This is a genomic window from Natrinema salsiterrestre (assembly GCF_029502005.1).
In the GTDB taxonomy this organism is placed as follows: domain Archaea; phylum Halobacteriota; class Halobacteria; order Halobacteriales; family Natrialbaceae; genus Natrinema; species Natrinema salsiterrestre.
This window is the reverse complement of the sequence record NZ_JAMQOT010000003.1, coordinates 43,627-59,640: the sequence shown is the minus strand read 5'-3', so window position 1 is coordinate 59,640 and position 16,014 is coordinate 43,627. Positions and strand designations below refer to the sequence as shown.

General features: G+C 47.4%; 12 protein-coding genes. 6 read left to right on the top strand and 6 right to left on the bottom strand.

The features are described 5' to 3' along the window. Positions 1–241: 241 nt before the first annotated feature. The gene (locus tag NDI89_RS09815) at positions 242–1,375 is read right to left on the bottom strand and encodes a hypothetical protein (RefSeq protein ID WP_277521369.1); all 1,134 of its coding nucleotides are present in this window, start codon (positions 1,373–1,375) and stop codon (positions 242–244) included. A 273-nt stretch (positions 1,376–1,648) separates the two neighbouring features. Beyond that, on the bottom strand, positions 1,649–2,500 hold the full coding sequence (locus NDI89_RS09810; protein ID WP_277521368.1) for a glycosyltransferase: 852 nt from the start codon (positions 2,498–2,500) through the stop codon (positions 1,649–1,651). A gap of 154 nt (positions 2,501–2,654) precedes the next feature. Between NDI89_RS09810 and NDI89_RS09805 the strand changes: the two genes are divergently transcribed. The 3 genes from NDI89_RS09805 to NDI89_RS09795 all read left to right on the top strand — a co-directional run bounded on the left by NDI89_RS09805 (position 2,655) and on the right by NDI89_RS09795 (position 6,258). Next, on the top strand, positions 2,655–3,947 hold the full coding sequence (locus tag NDI89_RS09805) for a nucleotide sugar dehydrogenase (RefSeq protein ID WP_277521367.1): 1,293 nt from the start codon (positions 2,655–2,657) through the stop codon (positions 3,945–3,947). A gap of 133 nt (positions 3,948–4,080) precedes the next feature. Next, entirely contained in the window at positions 4,081–5,289 is a 1,209-nt protein-coding gene (locus NDI89_RS09800; RefSeq protein ID WP_277521366.1) for a sulfatase-like hydrolase/transferase, read from the top strand. 78 nt (positions 5,290–5,367) lie between these two features. After that, positions 5,368–6,258 (top strand): glycosyltransferase family 2 protein, encoded by an 891-nt coding sequence (locus tag NDI89_RS09795; RefSeq protein WP_277521365.1) that lies wholly within the window; start codon positions 5,368–5,370, stop codon positions 6,256–6,258. Positions 6,259–6,272: 14 nt separating this feature from the next. Here NDI89_RS09795 and NDI89_RS09790 read toward each other — a convergent pair whose 3' ends face one another. Next, on the bottom strand, positions 6,273–7,412 hold the full coding sequence (locus NDI89_RS09790; protein WP_277521364.1) for a hypothetical protein: 1,140 nt from the start codon (positions 7,410–7,412) through the stop codon (positions 6,273–6,275). A 657-nt stretch (positions 7,413–8,069) separates the two neighbouring features. On the opposite strand from NDI89_RS09790, the gene NDI89_RS09785 reads away from it, so the two are divergent. The 3 genes from NDI89_RS09785 to NDI89_RS09775 all read left to right on the top strand — a co-directional run bounded on the left by NDI89_RS09785 (position 8,070) and on the right by NDI89_RS09775 (position 11,383). Beyond that, positions 8,070–9,131, top strand: a complete 1,062-nt coding sequence (locus NDI89_RS09785) for a GDP-mannose 4,6-dehydratase (RefSeq protein WP_277521363.1) — start codon at positions 8,070–8,072, stop codon at positions 9,129–9,131. Then, positions 9,128–10,093 carry a GDP-L-fucose synthase family protein gene (locus NDI89_RS09780; RefSeq protein ID WP_277521362.1) on the top strand — a complete coding sequence of 322 codons (966 nt, stop codon included), beginning with the start codon at positions 9,128–9,130 and terminating at the stop codon, positions 10,091–10,093. The genes NDI89_RS09785 and NDI89_RS09780 overlap by 4 nt, the downstream gene beginning before the upstream one ends. 687 nt (positions 10,094–10,780) lie before the next feature. Further along, the gene (locus NDI89_RS09775; RefSeq protein WP_277521361.1) at positions 10,781–11,383 is read left to right on the top strand and encodes a hypothetical protein; all 603 of its coding nucleotides are present in this window, start codon (positions 10,781–10,783) and stop codon (positions 11,381–11,383) included. Between the two features lie 12 nt (positions 11,384–11,395). Here NDI89_RS09775 and NDI89_RS09770 read toward each other — a convergent pair whose 3' ends face one another. The 3 genes from NDI89_RS09770 to NDI89_RS09760 all read right to left on the bottom strand — a co-directional run bounded on the left by NDI89_RS09770 (position 11,396) and on the right by NDI89_RS09760 (position 15,736). Further along, positions 11,396–12,769, bottom strand: a complete 1,374-nt coding sequence (locus tag NDI89_RS09770) for a sulfatase (RefSeq protein ID WP_277521360.1) — start codon at positions 12,767–12,769, stop codon at positions 11,396–11,398. Positions 12,770–12,863: 94 nt separating this feature from the next. Next, positions 12,864–13,619: a CatB-related O-acetyltransferase gene (locus tag NDI89_RS09765; protein ID WP_277521359.1), complete on the bottom strand. Its 756-nt coding sequence runs from the start codon at positions 13,617–13,619 to the stop codon at positions 12,864–12,866. A gap of 125 nt (positions 13,620–13,744) precedes the next feature. Continuing rightward, the gene (locus NDI89_RS09760; protein ID WP_277521358.1) at positions 13,745–15,736 is read right to left on the bottom strand and encodes a CDP-glycerol glycerophosphotransferase family protein; all 1,992 of its coding nucleotides are present in this window, start codon (positions 15,734–15,736) and stop codon (positions 13,745–13,747) included. Positions 15,737–16,014 lie beyond the last annotated feature (278 nt).

The following is a 16,014-nucleotide window of genomic DNA, read 5'->3' as shown; positions in this document are numbered from 1 at the left end:
TGAGGCGCTCATTATGAGTTGGCTATTATCCGTTGGAGAATGGTTTGAAAACAGAAGGTTCGGATGTGAAATGGAGACTGTGCCGAGAACGTGTGTCGGGAAGTGGCGTCGCTTGATCGACGAGAAATACAGTGTCAGTGGTGTCGTGATTCTCGAGTAGAAAGCGGAGAGGTAATAGCAAAAGAGAAATCTGGATTCTCAGTCGCCAACGAATCCGCCGTACTCGTCGGTGTAATCCTCTCTAATCGTCAGCGTAATACTTCTGAACTTTCTCGTCGCTAAGCACCTGATCGTCGAGAACGAATCGCACCTTCCGTGCGAACGCTTTCACTGAGTCTGGGACACCTACCACGTTATAAATAAGCGTTCCAACAATCAGTGCGAGGATGACTTGCCATCGTACACTCGCATAGAACGACCAGATACCAGTTAATCCCATATCTGCAAGCAAGTGGAACGACAGCACTGCAGCGAGAGTGAGAATTGTCCCACCACTTGCAGGCAGGTAGAAACGTTGGCTGATGTACTGGAGCAATGCGCTTCCGGAATCGGCTGTACTCGTAGCAACTGCAAGAGCCCCAATTACGAGGAACGCGCTTTGCCACACGTCACCAGTGAATACGAAAGCAGCAGGGGCGACGACGAGCATGAAGGCAGTGAAGATAGCACTCCCCCATAACGATGCTTTGAACTGGTCGTCTCGATCGGGTAGCGTCTCCATGCGCTGCCACTGCATCCCGGATGCAGTCGCCCCGAAAATGAACCCCATCGAGGCAGTAATCATGAAGCTCTGTTGATCGAGGCCCATCTCAAAGGACGGGCTGTAACCGTTCGCGAGGCCTACTACAAGAATACCGATGGCACCCACGAACTGAAGGCTCAGTTGGCCGACATCAGTAAGCACCGAACCGCGAAGACCGTACACGCCGATAATCCACGTAATTGCCAGTCCGATGGCAATGGTGGTGTATAGCGCATAGGTTTCCGTCATGAATCCCGTTGCCGGGATATCCATGTTCCCACCCAAAACCGCAAGAATGGTATTTAGATTCATGACGATTGCAAAGTACCCGATAAATCCCCACATGAGGAGCATCGGAAGGAGAGTCTTCCACCTCGAAACATTCGGGATATATCGATAGTACAGGCCAAAGAGGCCGATACTGAGGCAGTTGAATGTCACCCACACGACGAAGGGTGCGATCCCCATCGTATGGAGGACTGAAATCGCAACAGCGATCGCCGCACCCCAGCTCCATGTCGCGGCCATTGAGAGGCCTATACGCCAGGGAGCCGCTCCTTCGAGATAGTCGGCGTCGGGGCTCCGCTTGAAAACTTTTGAGAACAGTGAATTAGTGTTAGTGTCAGTACTCATAATTGAACTTCCGTGTTAGAATCCTGCATGGTGTCAAGGTAGTCGTTAACTCCCGGAATTTGTTCCAATATCAGTTCGGTATAACTTGTGTGTTTCAATATCATGTTAAGCACCTTGCTTCTGGTAGCAACTCTAAGACTAAGCTTTAGCGCAATAATAGTTGTGGGTAAAATGACCACATAGTGAAGTGTGGTCACATATATAGTATTATTTACACTATATGGATTAGAGTTTGAGGAGTGAGTAAAATCAGATTAGACGAGCGCCAAATAGTCACACTCTATCGGGGTCAGCACGGGCGAAACGCTGATATATATCGCCGCGAACGGAGTTAGGAACCAAGCGAAGCGCTGCCCTGGACGCCGCGTTGAACAGACAGCGTGGCAGTGACGAAATTCCCCACCGGTATAGATCACGTTGGAGACAAAGCTCTTTTCGGGCGTACTTCCAACCGCCGCGTCGCTTGTATAACTCGTCGCCGGCCCGTACCTTCACTAGTGGGTCTGCAACATTGGCGAAAGTCGCACCGTCCCGTAGCATGCGAGCCCACAGCCAATAATCTTCCATAGGATCCTCTGCGTTATGGTAGTTACCGGCGTTGAGGACCGCCTCGCGCCGGAACATCACTGTTACGTGGTTCATCGGATTCCGATGACGGGCGTATGCGCGGATGTCGTCGTGGTCTAGTGGGACTGTACGGACTGCCGCCACTTTTTCGGGCTTTTCCGAGAACTCCTGGATGTATCCACCGACGATGTCGACCTCAGGATGACGCCGGAGGTACAATAGCTGTGTCTCGAAGCGGTTTGAGTAGCTAATGTCGTCGGCGTCCATACGTGCAACGAACTCCGAGGAACAGTGTTCGACACCAACTCGGAGGGCATTGCCGAGACCTTGGTTCTTTGGAATTTCATGGTGATTAATAATTTCTGGCTGACATTCACACCAGTTTGTGATGACCTGCTCTATGGACTCGTTGACCGGGCCGTCTTGAACGAGTACCACCTCATCCGGGTTTCGTGTTTGTTCAATTACGCTCTTTATTGCCGAATCCAAATGAGTAGATTCGTCACCGGAGTACACCGGAAGGACAACGGAAAGAGACCCCTTAGACGTGTCATCCATCGGATTTTACCACCGGAAGATCGGGCGATGAAAATTGTCGTATCGCAGAACCCATATCAAATTAATAGATGACGACCTAAATGACTCCTTTGGAAACACCGCCAACAGTTCTAAGAAGCATCTTTTATTGGTGAGTGTGAGAAACACCCCGAAAATGGATGGATCGACGGTCGCTGTTATTGGACTTGGATACGTTGGCGCACCCGTCCTTGAGCGATGTCTAGCAGCCGAATACTCTGTTATCGGAGCAGATATCGAAGAGGACAATGTGAACGACGTCCAAGCGGGAATAAACCCACTCACGGGCGATCCGCTGCCATCACCGGCTATGGTGAGTTCTGAAGCGACGACAAGAAACCGTACGGCCGTAGAAGCTGCCAATATTATCGTCATTACGGTGCCGACGCCAGTTGATGACCGAAAACGGCCCGATTTTACCGCGTTGAAATCTGTCATGCGTGACGTCGCTGCAGGGGCACAGGGTGGCGAACTTGTTATTGTTGAATCGACGATTCCGCCCGGCACGACTGAGTCTGTTCTCAAACCGATACTCGAAGAAGAGGGCTTCGAATGTGGTGAGGATATTTACCTTGCTCACTCACCAGAGCGGATAGACCCAAACAACGAAAGCTGGCCACTTGAGGCGATTCCGCGCGTCGTCGGCGCGTGGAGCGACAAGGGGCGCAAGCAGGCGATCGAATTCTATGACACGATTCTTGAGAGCGATGTCTATCCTGCTTCGGCCATCGAGATAGCCGAGGCCTCGAAGATTCTAGAGAACACGTTCCGGGATGTGAATATCGCATTCGTCAACGAAATAGCACGAACGTTCGATAATTTCGGAATTGATATCCACGAGGTTATTGATCTCGCTGCTACCAAGCCCTATGGGTTCATGCCATTCTACCCGGGGGCAGGTGTCGGCGGCCATTGCATCCCGGTCGATCCCTATCTTTTGTTGAACGGAAATAAGTACCGGGATATCGATCAAGAGTTCCTCAGGAAGGCAAGAAGCGTTAACGAACAGATGCCGCGGTATCTGGTTGAACAGACCAAAAACCTTGCAGCTGATCTCCAACTCGGAAGCGACCGCTCAGCATTGATCCTCGGCGTATCGTTCAAATCCGATATCGAAGACGTTAGGGGTTCGCCGTATTTCCCTATACGGGACGGCCTAGTCGATGCAGGGTTCAGCGTAGAGACTTACGACCCGTGGGTCCCTGAACAGTCAACCGTTGATGCGCCTTATATAAATGCGGACCTCGTTATACTGGTCACCAGTCATGAGGTGTTCAAATCGCTTGAAATTGACCGTCTCGCAGAGGAAGGTGTAAAAGGAATTGTTGACGGACGTGATCAATTTAACAGAGAAGAAATCCTAGATTATGGAATGGCATATTTCGGTATTGGGAAGGGGAAATATCTACTAGAGAATCCTATTTCCTAGGTGCGTGAAAATTGAGAACCTTTCGCCCATTAAATCCTGAAAATTTAGCGGATAGTTCTCCAAACAAACATATGCGAGCTGTTAGGTCCTCACCACTCATAAGATATTTTACCACAGAGAAGAACGATTCAATATGGAGAAGGGAGCCACACTTTCAAGCCTCACAGAGTTATCTGCTGTAGATAACGTTGTTATATATATTTCTGACAGTCTTCGATTTGATGCAGTCCCTCAGAGGGTTTCCGACACGGGTATTTTCGCAAAGGCAGTAGCTCCAAGTACGTACACGGGATCAAGTGTTCCAAGTTTAATGACCGGAGTATATCCGGCCCAACATCGCATATGGGGGTTTGACAACCAACTTTCATCAACACCTGGCCTTCTCGATCGAAAGAATTCAGCCTATGATGTCAATGACATCTGGGATTGGCCGCTTGAAATGCTCGGGATCGATGATAGACCTACATTTGAGGAACTCAAAAAGGAGCGACGCTTAGCCGATCTCAACGAGCCGTTCGTATACGTTTTGCACGATAAAGGAGGACATCTACCGTATGGTTACCACCCAACCGAATTCGAGTCAATAAAAGAATATTTACGAGAGTTCAATGATCCGGACGAGCTCAGGAATTTATACCATAGTAGTGTAGAAAAGAGTGTAGATATGTTCAATGAGATAGTAGAAACGCTTAAAGACAGAAATATTTACCAAAACACATTAGTTATATTCACCAGCGATCACGGCGAACTATTGGGGGAGTATGGAGGCCGCTGGGGCCATGGATCACCCATGGTTCCAGAACTTGTAGAAGTCCCGATCCTATTCTGTGGCGCAGGTCTACCTACAGACGAGTCAGTTGATACACTCATCTCTGGAACCGATATCGTGCCTACATCGTTGAGTGCCTTGGGAGAAAACAAACCGGTAGCAACGGATGGCTGTGATTTGTGGAGCAGTTGGCCGGAAGAACGAGCGATCAGAAGCGATGTATGGTTAGGTTCGTCTTCGGGGAGACTGGGTGCACAGTATGTTGCAACGTCTGCTTGGGACCGAGGTGGTGGATATGTTTTCCACCGAAAACCATTACGCAGCTTCCTCAAGACAGTTGGGAGTCAATATCTTGGTGCTACAGCACCGGTTAGTCGTACGTATTCACTTGGCGGTCTACTATCGACGATGCGGCCACTAATCCAATCACCATTTAAATACAAACAGCCGAATATGTCTGTCTCAGATGTCGAAGAAATCATCCCAAATATGTTTGAGACTGGTCAATACGATCCTGAGCAAAGAGCAGAGCCGGACAAAGAGCAACTACGCAAGCTCGGTTACCTGTCATAGTATGTCACTCTATACAGGGTAGTCTTTAGATCAGTTTGTTACAAACTATAACTAATAATAAAAATTATTAAATAACGAATGAAAAAAGTAACAGTAATCATACCAGCATATAATCGCCGTTCCGATCTATCTATTGCAATTGATAGCGTGTTAAATCAGAGCTATTCAAATTTGGAGCTCATTGTAGTCGACGATGCTTCAGAAGAAGATGTCAAAGGCTTGGTCAAAAATATTGAGGATAGCCGGATTAAATATATTGCCCACGATGAAAACCAAGGTGGTGCCGCTGCACGAAACACTGGAATAAAACACGCGAATGCTGATCTCGTAGCTTTTCTTGATTCGGATGACTACTGGCTTCCAAAAAAGCTAGAGCAACAAGTCGCAGAGATGGAGCAACTACCGAGTGAATACGTAGGAACTTACTGCAATATTAGCTCTGGCCGAGATAATTGGGTTACAAAGAAAATAGGGAGACTCATTGAAAAAGATTATAGACCTGAAGGAGATAATGAAATAATTTCTGCATTAGTATTTCCAAATACAAGCCTAGGATTTGGGTCAACGTTATTAGTTAATAGGCAGACTGCCGTGGAAGTAGGTGGATTTGACGAGTCATTGGACCGCCACCAAGACATCCAATTTGGTATCTCAGTTGCTCTAGAGGGAAAATTATCAGCAATTGAAGAAACATTGGTGCATCGAGGCGACTCTGCAATACCATCTATAGAGGCAGTGAGAAATAGTAAGGAGCATCTATACGCTCTTTTTGAGGAAGAATTGAATGGAATGCCAGTCGATGTGGACTCTGCAATCATGTCCCACGAATTCCAATTGGGAAGACTACACATTTCGCATGGACATTTTATTCAAGGTTTCAACAGAATGTCTCGTGGGAGTCCTCATACGTACAAACAATACGTGAGATTAGCCTATTCGATATTCAAAGGAGTCCAAAACAAAATATAGTCTCTCGAGAGGCCTTATGGTAGATCACCCGCAAAGAATGACCGAATATGGTTAGAATAGAATTTACCAATTCTTTGAGTATTTGTTTTAGCTATCCTATTTAATTTCCCGACATCTACTTCATCTTGTTCAATCTGACCGAACAACTCGGCGAGTTCTTCGTTATCGGAATATGTGAGGCTACACTCCGGCAGCAACCAACTGAGTTCAAACCAATCCGGGACCAACAGAGGTTTGCTGTGTCGGAGTGCATGTCCAATAATTGCGCTTCCTTTGGTTCGACCATATATTTCCGTGTTGAGTGAAGATGCGGTGACTTCACTGCGGAACGGAGAACAGATGATATCGGCACTGGCTATACCACGCTCGAAATCGGTATCATCTATCCAGTTAGAGTGGGTCACAACCTCATATCCCTCCCTCCGGAGCTCACGGCAGCGGGTAATGATGTGTTCTCCGTATTCATCGCGTGGGCGACCAAGTAGTTCCAGCGAGACGCGCCCATCAGTCTGTTCAAATGCATCAAGCAAGGAATCATAGTCTCGACGATGGGATTGCACGTTACCGGGGACGACGACATGAATATCTCCTGGAGAAGGTGCTGACTCGTACTGTGCGGTGTCGAACAGTATCGGGATAGTGGATACAGAACCCGAGTATGTCGTCTCAGTCTTGATGAACTGCTTCATCGGCGGGTACTCGACCACTACGCCATCGAGTTTCCGGCGGAACAACTGTCGCGGCACGTGACAGAGGTTGACGTAGCCAAACGAACGTAGGTTTCTAATTTCTAACGTCGGGTTGAACCAGGTTCTTGAATTGAATATCCGCGCGTAGAGCTGACAATCGGGGTCGAAACCGACATAGGATAGATACCTCCCAAGCGAGTACCCGACTGTGTTGATGTACAGCAGATCAAGGTCGGCCGTTGCGAACTCCTCGACCCTATCAAGGAACGACCGGGTGGACTCATTGCTAGGTTTGAGCAGCGTCTTGAGATTTTTTGTTTCGCATCCGCGGACTCTAAGGTTCTCAAAGTTATCTTCGGTTGTACAGACGGTAAGTTCCACCTCGTCTACCGAAAATAGCTCGCACATCGCGTGGAGGATGTGACGGTGGCCCGGATCTATCCCTAGGATGCCGACCCTTGTCATGTACCCGTAGTTACCAACTGGGGTATTTGCTCCTTTTGGTTGTGCTGATGAGATAGTCTAGTCAGTCCAGCGAATTAGTACGAAATGAATTTCAGACGTATGAATGTATCTCCCATGTACTCGGTTCTGTTAGGTAACGACCAGTCAAAGCCACTATCCTGCTATCTCGATTGATACCTAGTTAATCGTATTCGAAAATCAAGAAATCAGTCGTATTGTTCGTGAACGGCTCGTCTAACGTTGTCTCGACTTCTCTGGTGGAATTTCCAAAACCGAACCCCGAGTCAATATGCATATCTGGAAGCTTCAACATAGTATCCGCGGGGTACGTGAGTTTTCACTGCCTGTGGCTAGTCGAGTCTCCGCGAGGTGATTAGAAAGATTGTATAGCTCAGATTCGAAGTTACAAGCGTGGCGTATTTTCATTTTCGAATTGATGGTAACTTCTGTCCTGCAGAGTTAATTATGATATGGAATGTTATTTTTGAATTTTGAAATTAGGTTGCTATTAATACAGAATCCGGGCCCCAAATGAGGTTTGCAGACGGCTCCAATAGAAATCAGACATTATAATAAATTGATTCAGTTTTGATAGAAACCGGTATGAGATTCTCAAGCTTTTTAACAAAGAGGGAAGGATTACTCTGATAAGCACATATGAATCTCGAGACCCAGTTGTCCGAACGAGCAGTCTTCGTTACCGGTGCCGACGGCTTCGTCGGATCCCACCTCGTTGACACGCTCGTTGAGTATGGCGCGGACGTACACGCGTTTGTTCGTGCCACATCCAGCGGCGAGCTAAACAATATTCGACATCAAGCGGATTCGATCACGGTGCATAAGGGTGACTTACGGGACAGTCATTCGGTTAGGAAAGCGCTGTCACCTCTTAAAGACACGAGTGAAGCACTCATCATCCATCTGGGCGCACAGGCACACGTCGGCGAGTCGTGGGATCGGCCGTATGAGACCGTAGACACGAATGTGCGGGGAACATTGAACTTGTTACAGGCCGTCGTCGATCTCGATCTCGACATCGCGAAATTCGACACTGCCGGTACTAGCGAGGAATACGGTAATGTAGTTGAGGAGGTCCGTGAAAACCATGAGTTCGATGATAACGGCAGAGTCATCCTCAGCGAACGGTCACCGGTCAATCCGAAGAGTGTCTACGCCACCTCAAAACTAGCAGCTGACTTCCTGACGATGAATTACTATGACGCCTATAAAATCCCGACCGTGACCACACGGATGTTCAACAACTACGGCCCACGGCAGAACCCCCGTTATATAACCGGTACGATAATCACCCAAGCGCTGGAGCGCGACATCATCGAATTGGGTAATCTCCAGCCAAAGCGGGATATGTGCTACGTCCAAGACGGAGTTAGAGGCCATCTCCACGTCGCGTTAGAAGGGAATCCCGGTGAACAATATGTCTACGGCTATGGCGAAAACATCTCTATGCGTGACTGGACAAACCTAATTCTGGAAGTAGGGGCCGAACACGGCTACTGGGAAGATCCTCAAATCGTCCAGTCCGATGACCGCTACCGGCCCGGTGACAGCGACGTGGAGGAACTACGAGTCGGCCACGAGAAACTCACCGAGAAAACTGGATGGGAACCACGGACTACGTGGCGAGAGGGGCTTAGCCGGACTATCGAATGGTACGCTCAGAATAAACAGAAATGGTACGGGAGAGTCGATTGGAGATGAGTGAGACAACGACGTTCTGGGACGACCAAACAGTGATGGTCACTGGCGGTGCAGGCTTTCTCGGAAGTCATCTCGTCAGGGAATTGCGTGCTCGAAGCACCGATGTTGACATCTTCGTCCCGCGAAGTTCGAACTATGATCTCCGTGAAAAGTCTGATGTCGTCCGTGCTTTTGAGGACTCGGGGGCAGACATAGTCATCCATTTGGCCGCAACGGTCGGAGGTATCGGCGCAAATCAAGACAACCCAGGGACATACTTTTACGACAATGCGGTAATGGGTATAGAACTACTCGAACAAGCCCGCCGTTTCGACGTTAAGAAGTTCACCATTCTAGGAACGGTTTGTTCCTATCCAAAACATGCCTCCATCCCGTTCACTGAAGACGATCTATTTGATGGTTACCCTGAGGAAACGAACGCGCCGTACGGTATCGCGAAGAAAGCGCTTCTTACACAATCAAAGGCCTATCGTAAGGAGTTCGACTTCAATAGCATTTACCTGATGCCGGTGAACCTCTATGGTCCCCGCGACGACTTCGATCTTGAAACGTCGCACGTAATTCCAGCAATAATCAAAAAGGCTATTGAAGCACGTGAGAGCGATGCTGACTCGATCACTGCTTGGGGTACCGGCGAACCAACTCGAGAGTTTCTCTACGTTTCCGACGCCGCTGATGGTATTTTGACTGCCACTGAACGTTACAATAAGAGTGAACCGATCAATCTTGGCAGCGGGATGGAGATAAATATACAAGAACTGGTAGAGATGATAACCGATCTTGTCGACTTTGATGGTAAGGTAGAATGGGATACTAGTAAACCTGACGGACAGCCACGCAGACGACTTGATGTCTCAAGAGCAAAGCGTGAGTTCGGCTGGGAAGCGAGCACTCCGTTCGAAGAAGGACTACGAAAGACAATAGAGTGGTATGAGGACCATCGGTCCAACATAGTCCAGTAGTCTGTTCGTGTCGACGACTCACAATAAGAAAAGACACCACATATGGAGCAAAATCCGTTATTGGACGTCGAATCGAATTCTCATCTGGGAGCAGTGCTGCTGGTCTGTGCCAGTATCTTACTCGTGTTCTGTCAGGTGGTGACAGCCGCGGCGGAAATCCCTATTCTAATCGGCGGATTCGGAATCATATTATGGGCACTCTCGCGGCGGTTAAATATCAGGTTCGTATGGACCCTTATCCCGTTCGCATTGTCTGCTGGTCTTGCATTTCTCAACTTTTATATAATACAAGCTTACACACCCGACGAGCGGCTTTATTACGACCTATCCATGACTACCGTCCGGTCGTGGCAGGCGTTTAATCCGAGCCCAGTGTCGAATGCGATACAGGTGATGACGTATGTAAAGTACGCTGCTGCTGTCCACCTCGTCTTCGGAAAGAGCCCGTTGATGATCGCTCTGTTCAACGCGGGATTGTGGTCGCTCGCGGTACTTATTTGGCTCCGTATGACTGCGGTTCACTTTGGGCGACGGTACATTCCTCATGTTGTGTTAACACTAAGTTTCTCGCCGGCTCTGTGGCTGTTCACCTCTAAGAATCTGCGCGAATCGCCAACAATACTGTGTCTCACGCTCTTGTTTTATGCTTATCTTTATCCCGATGAACTACGGAACAGGTATCGATACGTGATGCTTGTCATCGCCACGCTGCTGACGGCGATGCTACGCCCTGAGATAGCGATTTTCTTCTGGATCTCAGCCAGTATCGGATATGCGCTTGGCCAAGACATAAAGAAGTCTCTCGTCTCCATAGGGGTTTTAGTTGGGATAATAAGTATTCTTCCGGCGCGGCTGAACCCGCTCAGTGTCTCGACGTTAGAGAGGATACGACGGGGTCGAATGCGACATGGACTCTCCTTTCTCACCGATCTCTCCTATGATAGTTGGCTAGATGTGTTTATCTATTTGCCAGCTCGACTATTTTATTTCACTTATAGCCCCTTTCCGTGGGTTCGCGAGTATTACTCTATGTTTATTTTGACGTTTGATTCAATATACATGATTCCCGTCACTGTCGGTGCAGCAATAACGGTTCTGTCAGGAAACGTAAAATTCAACCATAGAACTGTTTTCTTTATTGTTTTTTCTATGTGTGTACTGGGGGGGTACGCGGTAGTCATTTCATTGGTCGGTGTACCTGCTAGACGTCGGATGTATGCGCTGCCGATATACATCCTTGCAGCAAAATTTGTTGCGGACCAAATCGTAACGCGAGTGACGATCGAATGAGTGACGGCGTGTTCACTCGCTGTAGCCGAGCAGTCGAAGCTGCTCTTTGCGCTCGGCGGTGATGTCTGCTTGTTCTTGCTCGTCAGAAACTGAGGCTCTTTCTAAAGTGCAACGCATATCATCAAATTCCTCAGCCAAGGCAGTGGTCTTGGTTCGTTCGCGAGAATTAAGGTTCGTCTGTTCGTTTGGGTCATCTTCCAGGTTGTAAAGTCGTGTTTGAGGTTCCCACAGGCGACGAACTAAACTCCGCGAGAAATTCGCTATACCATCTCCAGTCAACAGAGGTTTGTCAATTTTAATATATTTGTATTTCCCCTGACGAATTGCCCCAGAGTAAATACTGGAAGGTGTTATTTGAGACTCCACGAAGATAGGTCGATCAACGGCTATATCTGATTTATAGAGGGAATGCCCAGACAAGTTATTTGCTTGAATAGACTCGTCAAGTACATCCAAAACTGTTGGATAAATATCTGTTATCTGGACTGGCTGATCAATTGTTTGACCTCTTGCGTAACCGTTTGGGTATTTTACCATCATCGGAATGCGGATACATTCTTCGTATACGATATCCGTGTGACCAAAAATGGGATAGCCTGGGAACTTGCTGTGATCACCGAACGACTCTCCATGGTCGGCAATAGTGATGATGAGCGAGTCGTCGTACATTCCTTCCTCACGAAGGTACGAGATGAAATTACCGAATTGCTCATCGTTGTACCTAATCATGTCTCTATACAAGTCCTTCACATGATCCATATTTGACTTATCTATATCTTTTTCGAAAATAAAGTCGGATTTGTCGTTCCCATTATATGATGATTCTCCTCGGACGAAATAAGGTCCGTGAGTGTCGATAGACCACAATAAAAAAAACTCGTCCGCTTGCTTCCCGATCGCATCTTTAACTCTGGCATGAATATCTTCAGAGAGAGGTACAATCATATCGTCGACTCCTACTTCTTCGAGCATCTGTTTTTCCTGTTTTCCAGGGTCTTTCAGTGACTTGCGACGCCCATGGAGAGACTGATCATATTGCAATACATCTATCGAATCGAAATCACCGAAACCAAATTGTTCGCTTACGAATAAATTTGAACTAATGCAGTGAGTTTCATATCCTGCAGCAGATAATTCAGACGGTAGTGTGAACTCAAAATCAGGAAACGCATCGAGCTGGTGTATTGTTCCTGTCTCGCGAGGGTATCGACCTGTTAGTAGGCTCGCGGCCGCAGGTTTCGTCCACGTAGTGGTTGAGTAGGCGTTTTCGAATTTCGTTGCATCTTGACAGAATTCTTTTAGGTTCGGGGATGTGGTTTCAGCAGGGTTGTAACAAGATAGATAGTCAGGACGCAGTGCATCCATGACGTATAAAAACACCTTCATACGACTACTGGATACCGTTGCGTCAATATTCTTTCGGAAGTCGCTGTTCAGCGCATTTAGGGTGAAATGCCTTGTCGATCAACAGAAAATACTTTTACGCGACTATCAGTTCTTGGATTGTAGTTTCCTCTGTGAGATCTGTTTGGAAAAATTTGTTATTCCGTTGAATTCGTTCGGTTGACCAGTTCCACCACTGTAGTTCGAGTAATTCTTCACGGATCGGTTTGGGAAACCGCCAATTGATTCGCTTTGCAGGATTTCCACCGACGACGGCATACGGTTCAACGTCTGAGGCGACAACGGCACCGGCGCCGATAGTTGCACCATGGCCTACTTTCACCCCAGATAAGATAGTCGCTTTCTCACCCACCCAGACATCGTGGCCGATATCAACAGGTCCCTCAGACTTATGCCCATCACCGTTTTCAAACCTAGCTGCCAACCGAGTCCCCTGGCTCGGCAGTCGTATATTGTGGTTTCTCTCCCACACAGAGCTCATCGGACCGAACGCGCAGTAACGACCAATATTGATATTACCGTACAGATTGTTATCTCCACTGAAATAGGTGAAATCCCCAACATCTATATCTCCAGACAATATGCTATTATCGTTCCGAATCTCTACACTAGTAGATAACATAACTTTCCCTGAGACTTTGTTTCCAGGCGCTATCGAAACACTCTCCCCGAGCGATATTTCTCCAGAAAGTGATACATTTGGGGATATATCGGCTTTCTCGTCAATGTGTAGTGTAGTATTTGTTGGCGATTTGTTTATCAATTTTATCAGAAATCGAGGATATGTAGAGTACGAAGATATTTTAAGACCTAATTTCTTCCACCAACTCATATCTATAGCTAATCAGTGAGAGAGTATAAATACTTGGCCGTAGCTTTAGAGCCCCCCTTGATTGGTTAGTAAGTATTCCTGAAAGACGATAAATAATCGACGCGGGAACGGTCGCCATTAATCGGTCACTCGTCGATCGAGTCGACACGCTGTTCTATTGCTGTTGCCATTAGTTCGGTTGCCGCGCTCTGAGAATGGGCGGAAATTTCTGCGAGGAATTCCTTGCGAGCAATAGATTGGTCCGGGAGCTGCTCGCGACCAATGAGAATATTCTCGAAAAATGAATACAACTGATCCGTTGAGCTCACTCGTTCGGCAACATCGCCAAATATATCCTGGAACCTCGTCTCGCCGTCTAGAGCAACTGAAACGACTGGACGGTCAAACAGCATAGCCTCGATACCGACCGTTGAATACTTTGTTACGACGATATCTGCAGCGTTGAGACAGTGAAACGGAGACGAATCTTCGACGAATTCAACATTATCATTTTCTATCTTTTTGAGTATTTTTCTCGTCGGATCAGGGTTACCGCTTGGATGGGGTTTTACCAGAAGAATACACGAAGGGAAGTTGTTAGCCACCGAAACTAGTGTATCAACGGTTTGAATTTTCTCAACTGTACTGCAGAGTCCTGCGATATCGCTTTGATTCGCCAAAAAAATACATAGACGTTGGTCAGAATCTATACCAAGATGTGTCCGCGAATCTTCTTGAGAGTGATCACGTCTGAAGGCATTGATCCCATCGTAACGGCTGTGGCCAGCGACTACGATATCACTTGGCGTAACACCATGCTCAATATACCATTCCTTTTCCCTATCTCCATTTGCAATATAAAAGTCGAGCTTATTTTGGAAGTACGGCTGTTCCGTAACAACTCCGAGGTTATAGTGGAACGTCACTGGTTTACAGACTCTCTCGGCAACATTGTGACTGATCTTGCCGTATTCAAGTGCCCCCATTCCCCACGGCTTCAGAGCTGCTGGGCGACGTGTACCGAAATACTGCTCACTGGCCCACTGTATTACGAGTCGTCTGGGGATTCCCGGAACTACAACTGAGCGCAAATCCGGCCAGAGATGCGGAGCTAGTTCAATTCCTCGATAGGTAAAATCCGGGTTTTCAAAAAGCTGATTTTTATGACGGTATCCAGCGGCCATAACCTGAACAATTTCGAGAAGTAGTTCACCCACACGTCGGAGTGGAAACGCATCGGTTAGGTTGACAACCTCATAGCCGGAATTTCGTAGCGTTTTGGCGCCGCTTTTTGCATTCCAAGAAAGTGCGACCGGATGGACGCGCCCTCGTTCCTGAAGTTCGCTCATTACGCCGGTAATGTTGTCTATATGCTTTTCATCCGAGCTAGATAGCTGGAATGTAACTTCAGGATTGTTGACCTCGGAGCTCGAAAAACTTGACCTGTCCCACAACAAATCGATGAAGATGTAAATAGTCCGCACGAAGTCAATCACTTGTTTCGGAACTGGAAGTTTCACGGTTGTCTCTCCGATGACGACTGAACGGGTCTCAAACTCCAACATCGTCTTGAGACGATACGAAAAGGGCCGTTCTTCGATTACAGGTATTCCTTGGCTGTCCGCAACAGCAACGAGAATGTCATCCTTCCAGTCAGATTGGGGATTTCTATGTAAATAGACAGTCTTAATATTATGATCTTTAATTATTTTCTGATATGATTCAATCAGTAACAGTAATTCTTGGACCCGACCAATTTCACTTCCCTCTGGCGTTTTTTGGGTGAATAAGACTTCAGTAGAAACCCCAGCGTCGTCACCGATGTCCACGAGCCACTCGTCGATGGTTTCGGCGATATCAAGTACATCCTCTGCAACCTCGTAGAACGAGATAGCGTGTTGTAAAAATGTAGTCTCAAATTGTGTTTCCTCGTGTGCTGCAGCATGGATATCTGGGTCATTTGAACCAATTACGACATCGCTTTGGTCGTTGCTCGACTCGATTCGGTCCAAATCTTCTTGTGTGCGACAGACGCAGAGCGTCGGTCCATCGTTACGTCGAGAACCGTTAGATCGCGGCATCACCCGCTCAATGATGCCAGACAGTTTTATTAAAATATTGATAATAAAATCAATCATCGGTTGAATTCGACGAGTTTTAATTTTATAAACCTACTGAAAATGTATCCTGCTTTCGTATCTGATGCCAATCAGCGTTAATTCTCACGGCTTTTGAAAATAGCGGTGGGGAATCATCGTCGAGACAGAGGTCTATTTGAAAGACGAGCCGATCTACGAGTGACGTATTCAAATCAGCTCTGCGAGGGGATTATATCTCGAGCTGGCCTAACTGGGACGTGAGTCGAGGTAGAGAATAAGATGAGGTACATGTCTTAGCCCTAACATACAAAGACAAA

Bases quoted from the DNA above. Each gene is read 5' to 3' on its own strand.
- NDI89_RS09815 (WP_277521369.1), bottom strand. From the start codon at position 1,375: ATGAGTACTGACACTAACACTAATTCACTGTTCTCAAAAGTTTTCAAG.
- NDI89_RS09810 (WP_277521368.1), bottom strand. From the start codon at position 2,500: ATGGATGACACGTCTAAGGGGTCTCTTTCCGTTGTCCTTCCGGTGTAC.
- NDI89_RS09805 (WP_277521367.1), top strand. From the start codon at position 2,655: ATGGATGGATCGACGGTCGCTGTTATTGGACTTGGATACGTTGGCGCA.
- NDI89_RS09800 (WP_277521366.1), top strand. From the start codon at position 4,081: ATGGAGAAGGGAGCCACACTTTCAAGCCTCACAGAGTTATCTGCTGTA.
- NDI89_RS09795 (WP_277521365.1), top strand. From the start codon at position 5,368: ATGAAAAAAGTAACAGTAATCATACCAGCATATAATCGCCGTTCCGAT.
- NDI89_RS09790 (WP_277521364.1), bottom strand. From the start codon at position 7,412: ATGACAAGGGTCGGCATCCTAGGGATAGATCCGGGCCACCGTCACATC.
- NDI89_RS09785 (WP_277521363.1), top strand. From the start codon at position 8,070: ATGAATCTCGAGACCCAGTTGTCCGAACGAGCAGTCTTCGTTACCGGT.
- NDI89_RS09780 (WP_277521362.1), top strand. From the start codon at position 9,128: ATGAGTGAGACAACGACGTTCTGGGACGACCAAACAGTGATGGTCACT.
- NDI89_RS09770 (WP_277521360.1), bottom strand. From the start codon at position 12,769: ATGAAGGTGTTTTTATACGTCATGGATGCACTGCGTCCTGACTATCTA.
- NDI89_RS09765 (WP_277521359.1), bottom strand. From the start codon at position 13,619: ATGAGTTGGTGGAAGAAATTAGGTCTTAAAATATCTTCGTACTCTACA.
- NDI89_RS09760 (WP_277521358.1), bottom strand. From the start codon at position 15,736: ATGATTGATTTTATTATCAATATTTTAATAAAACTGTCTGGCATCATT.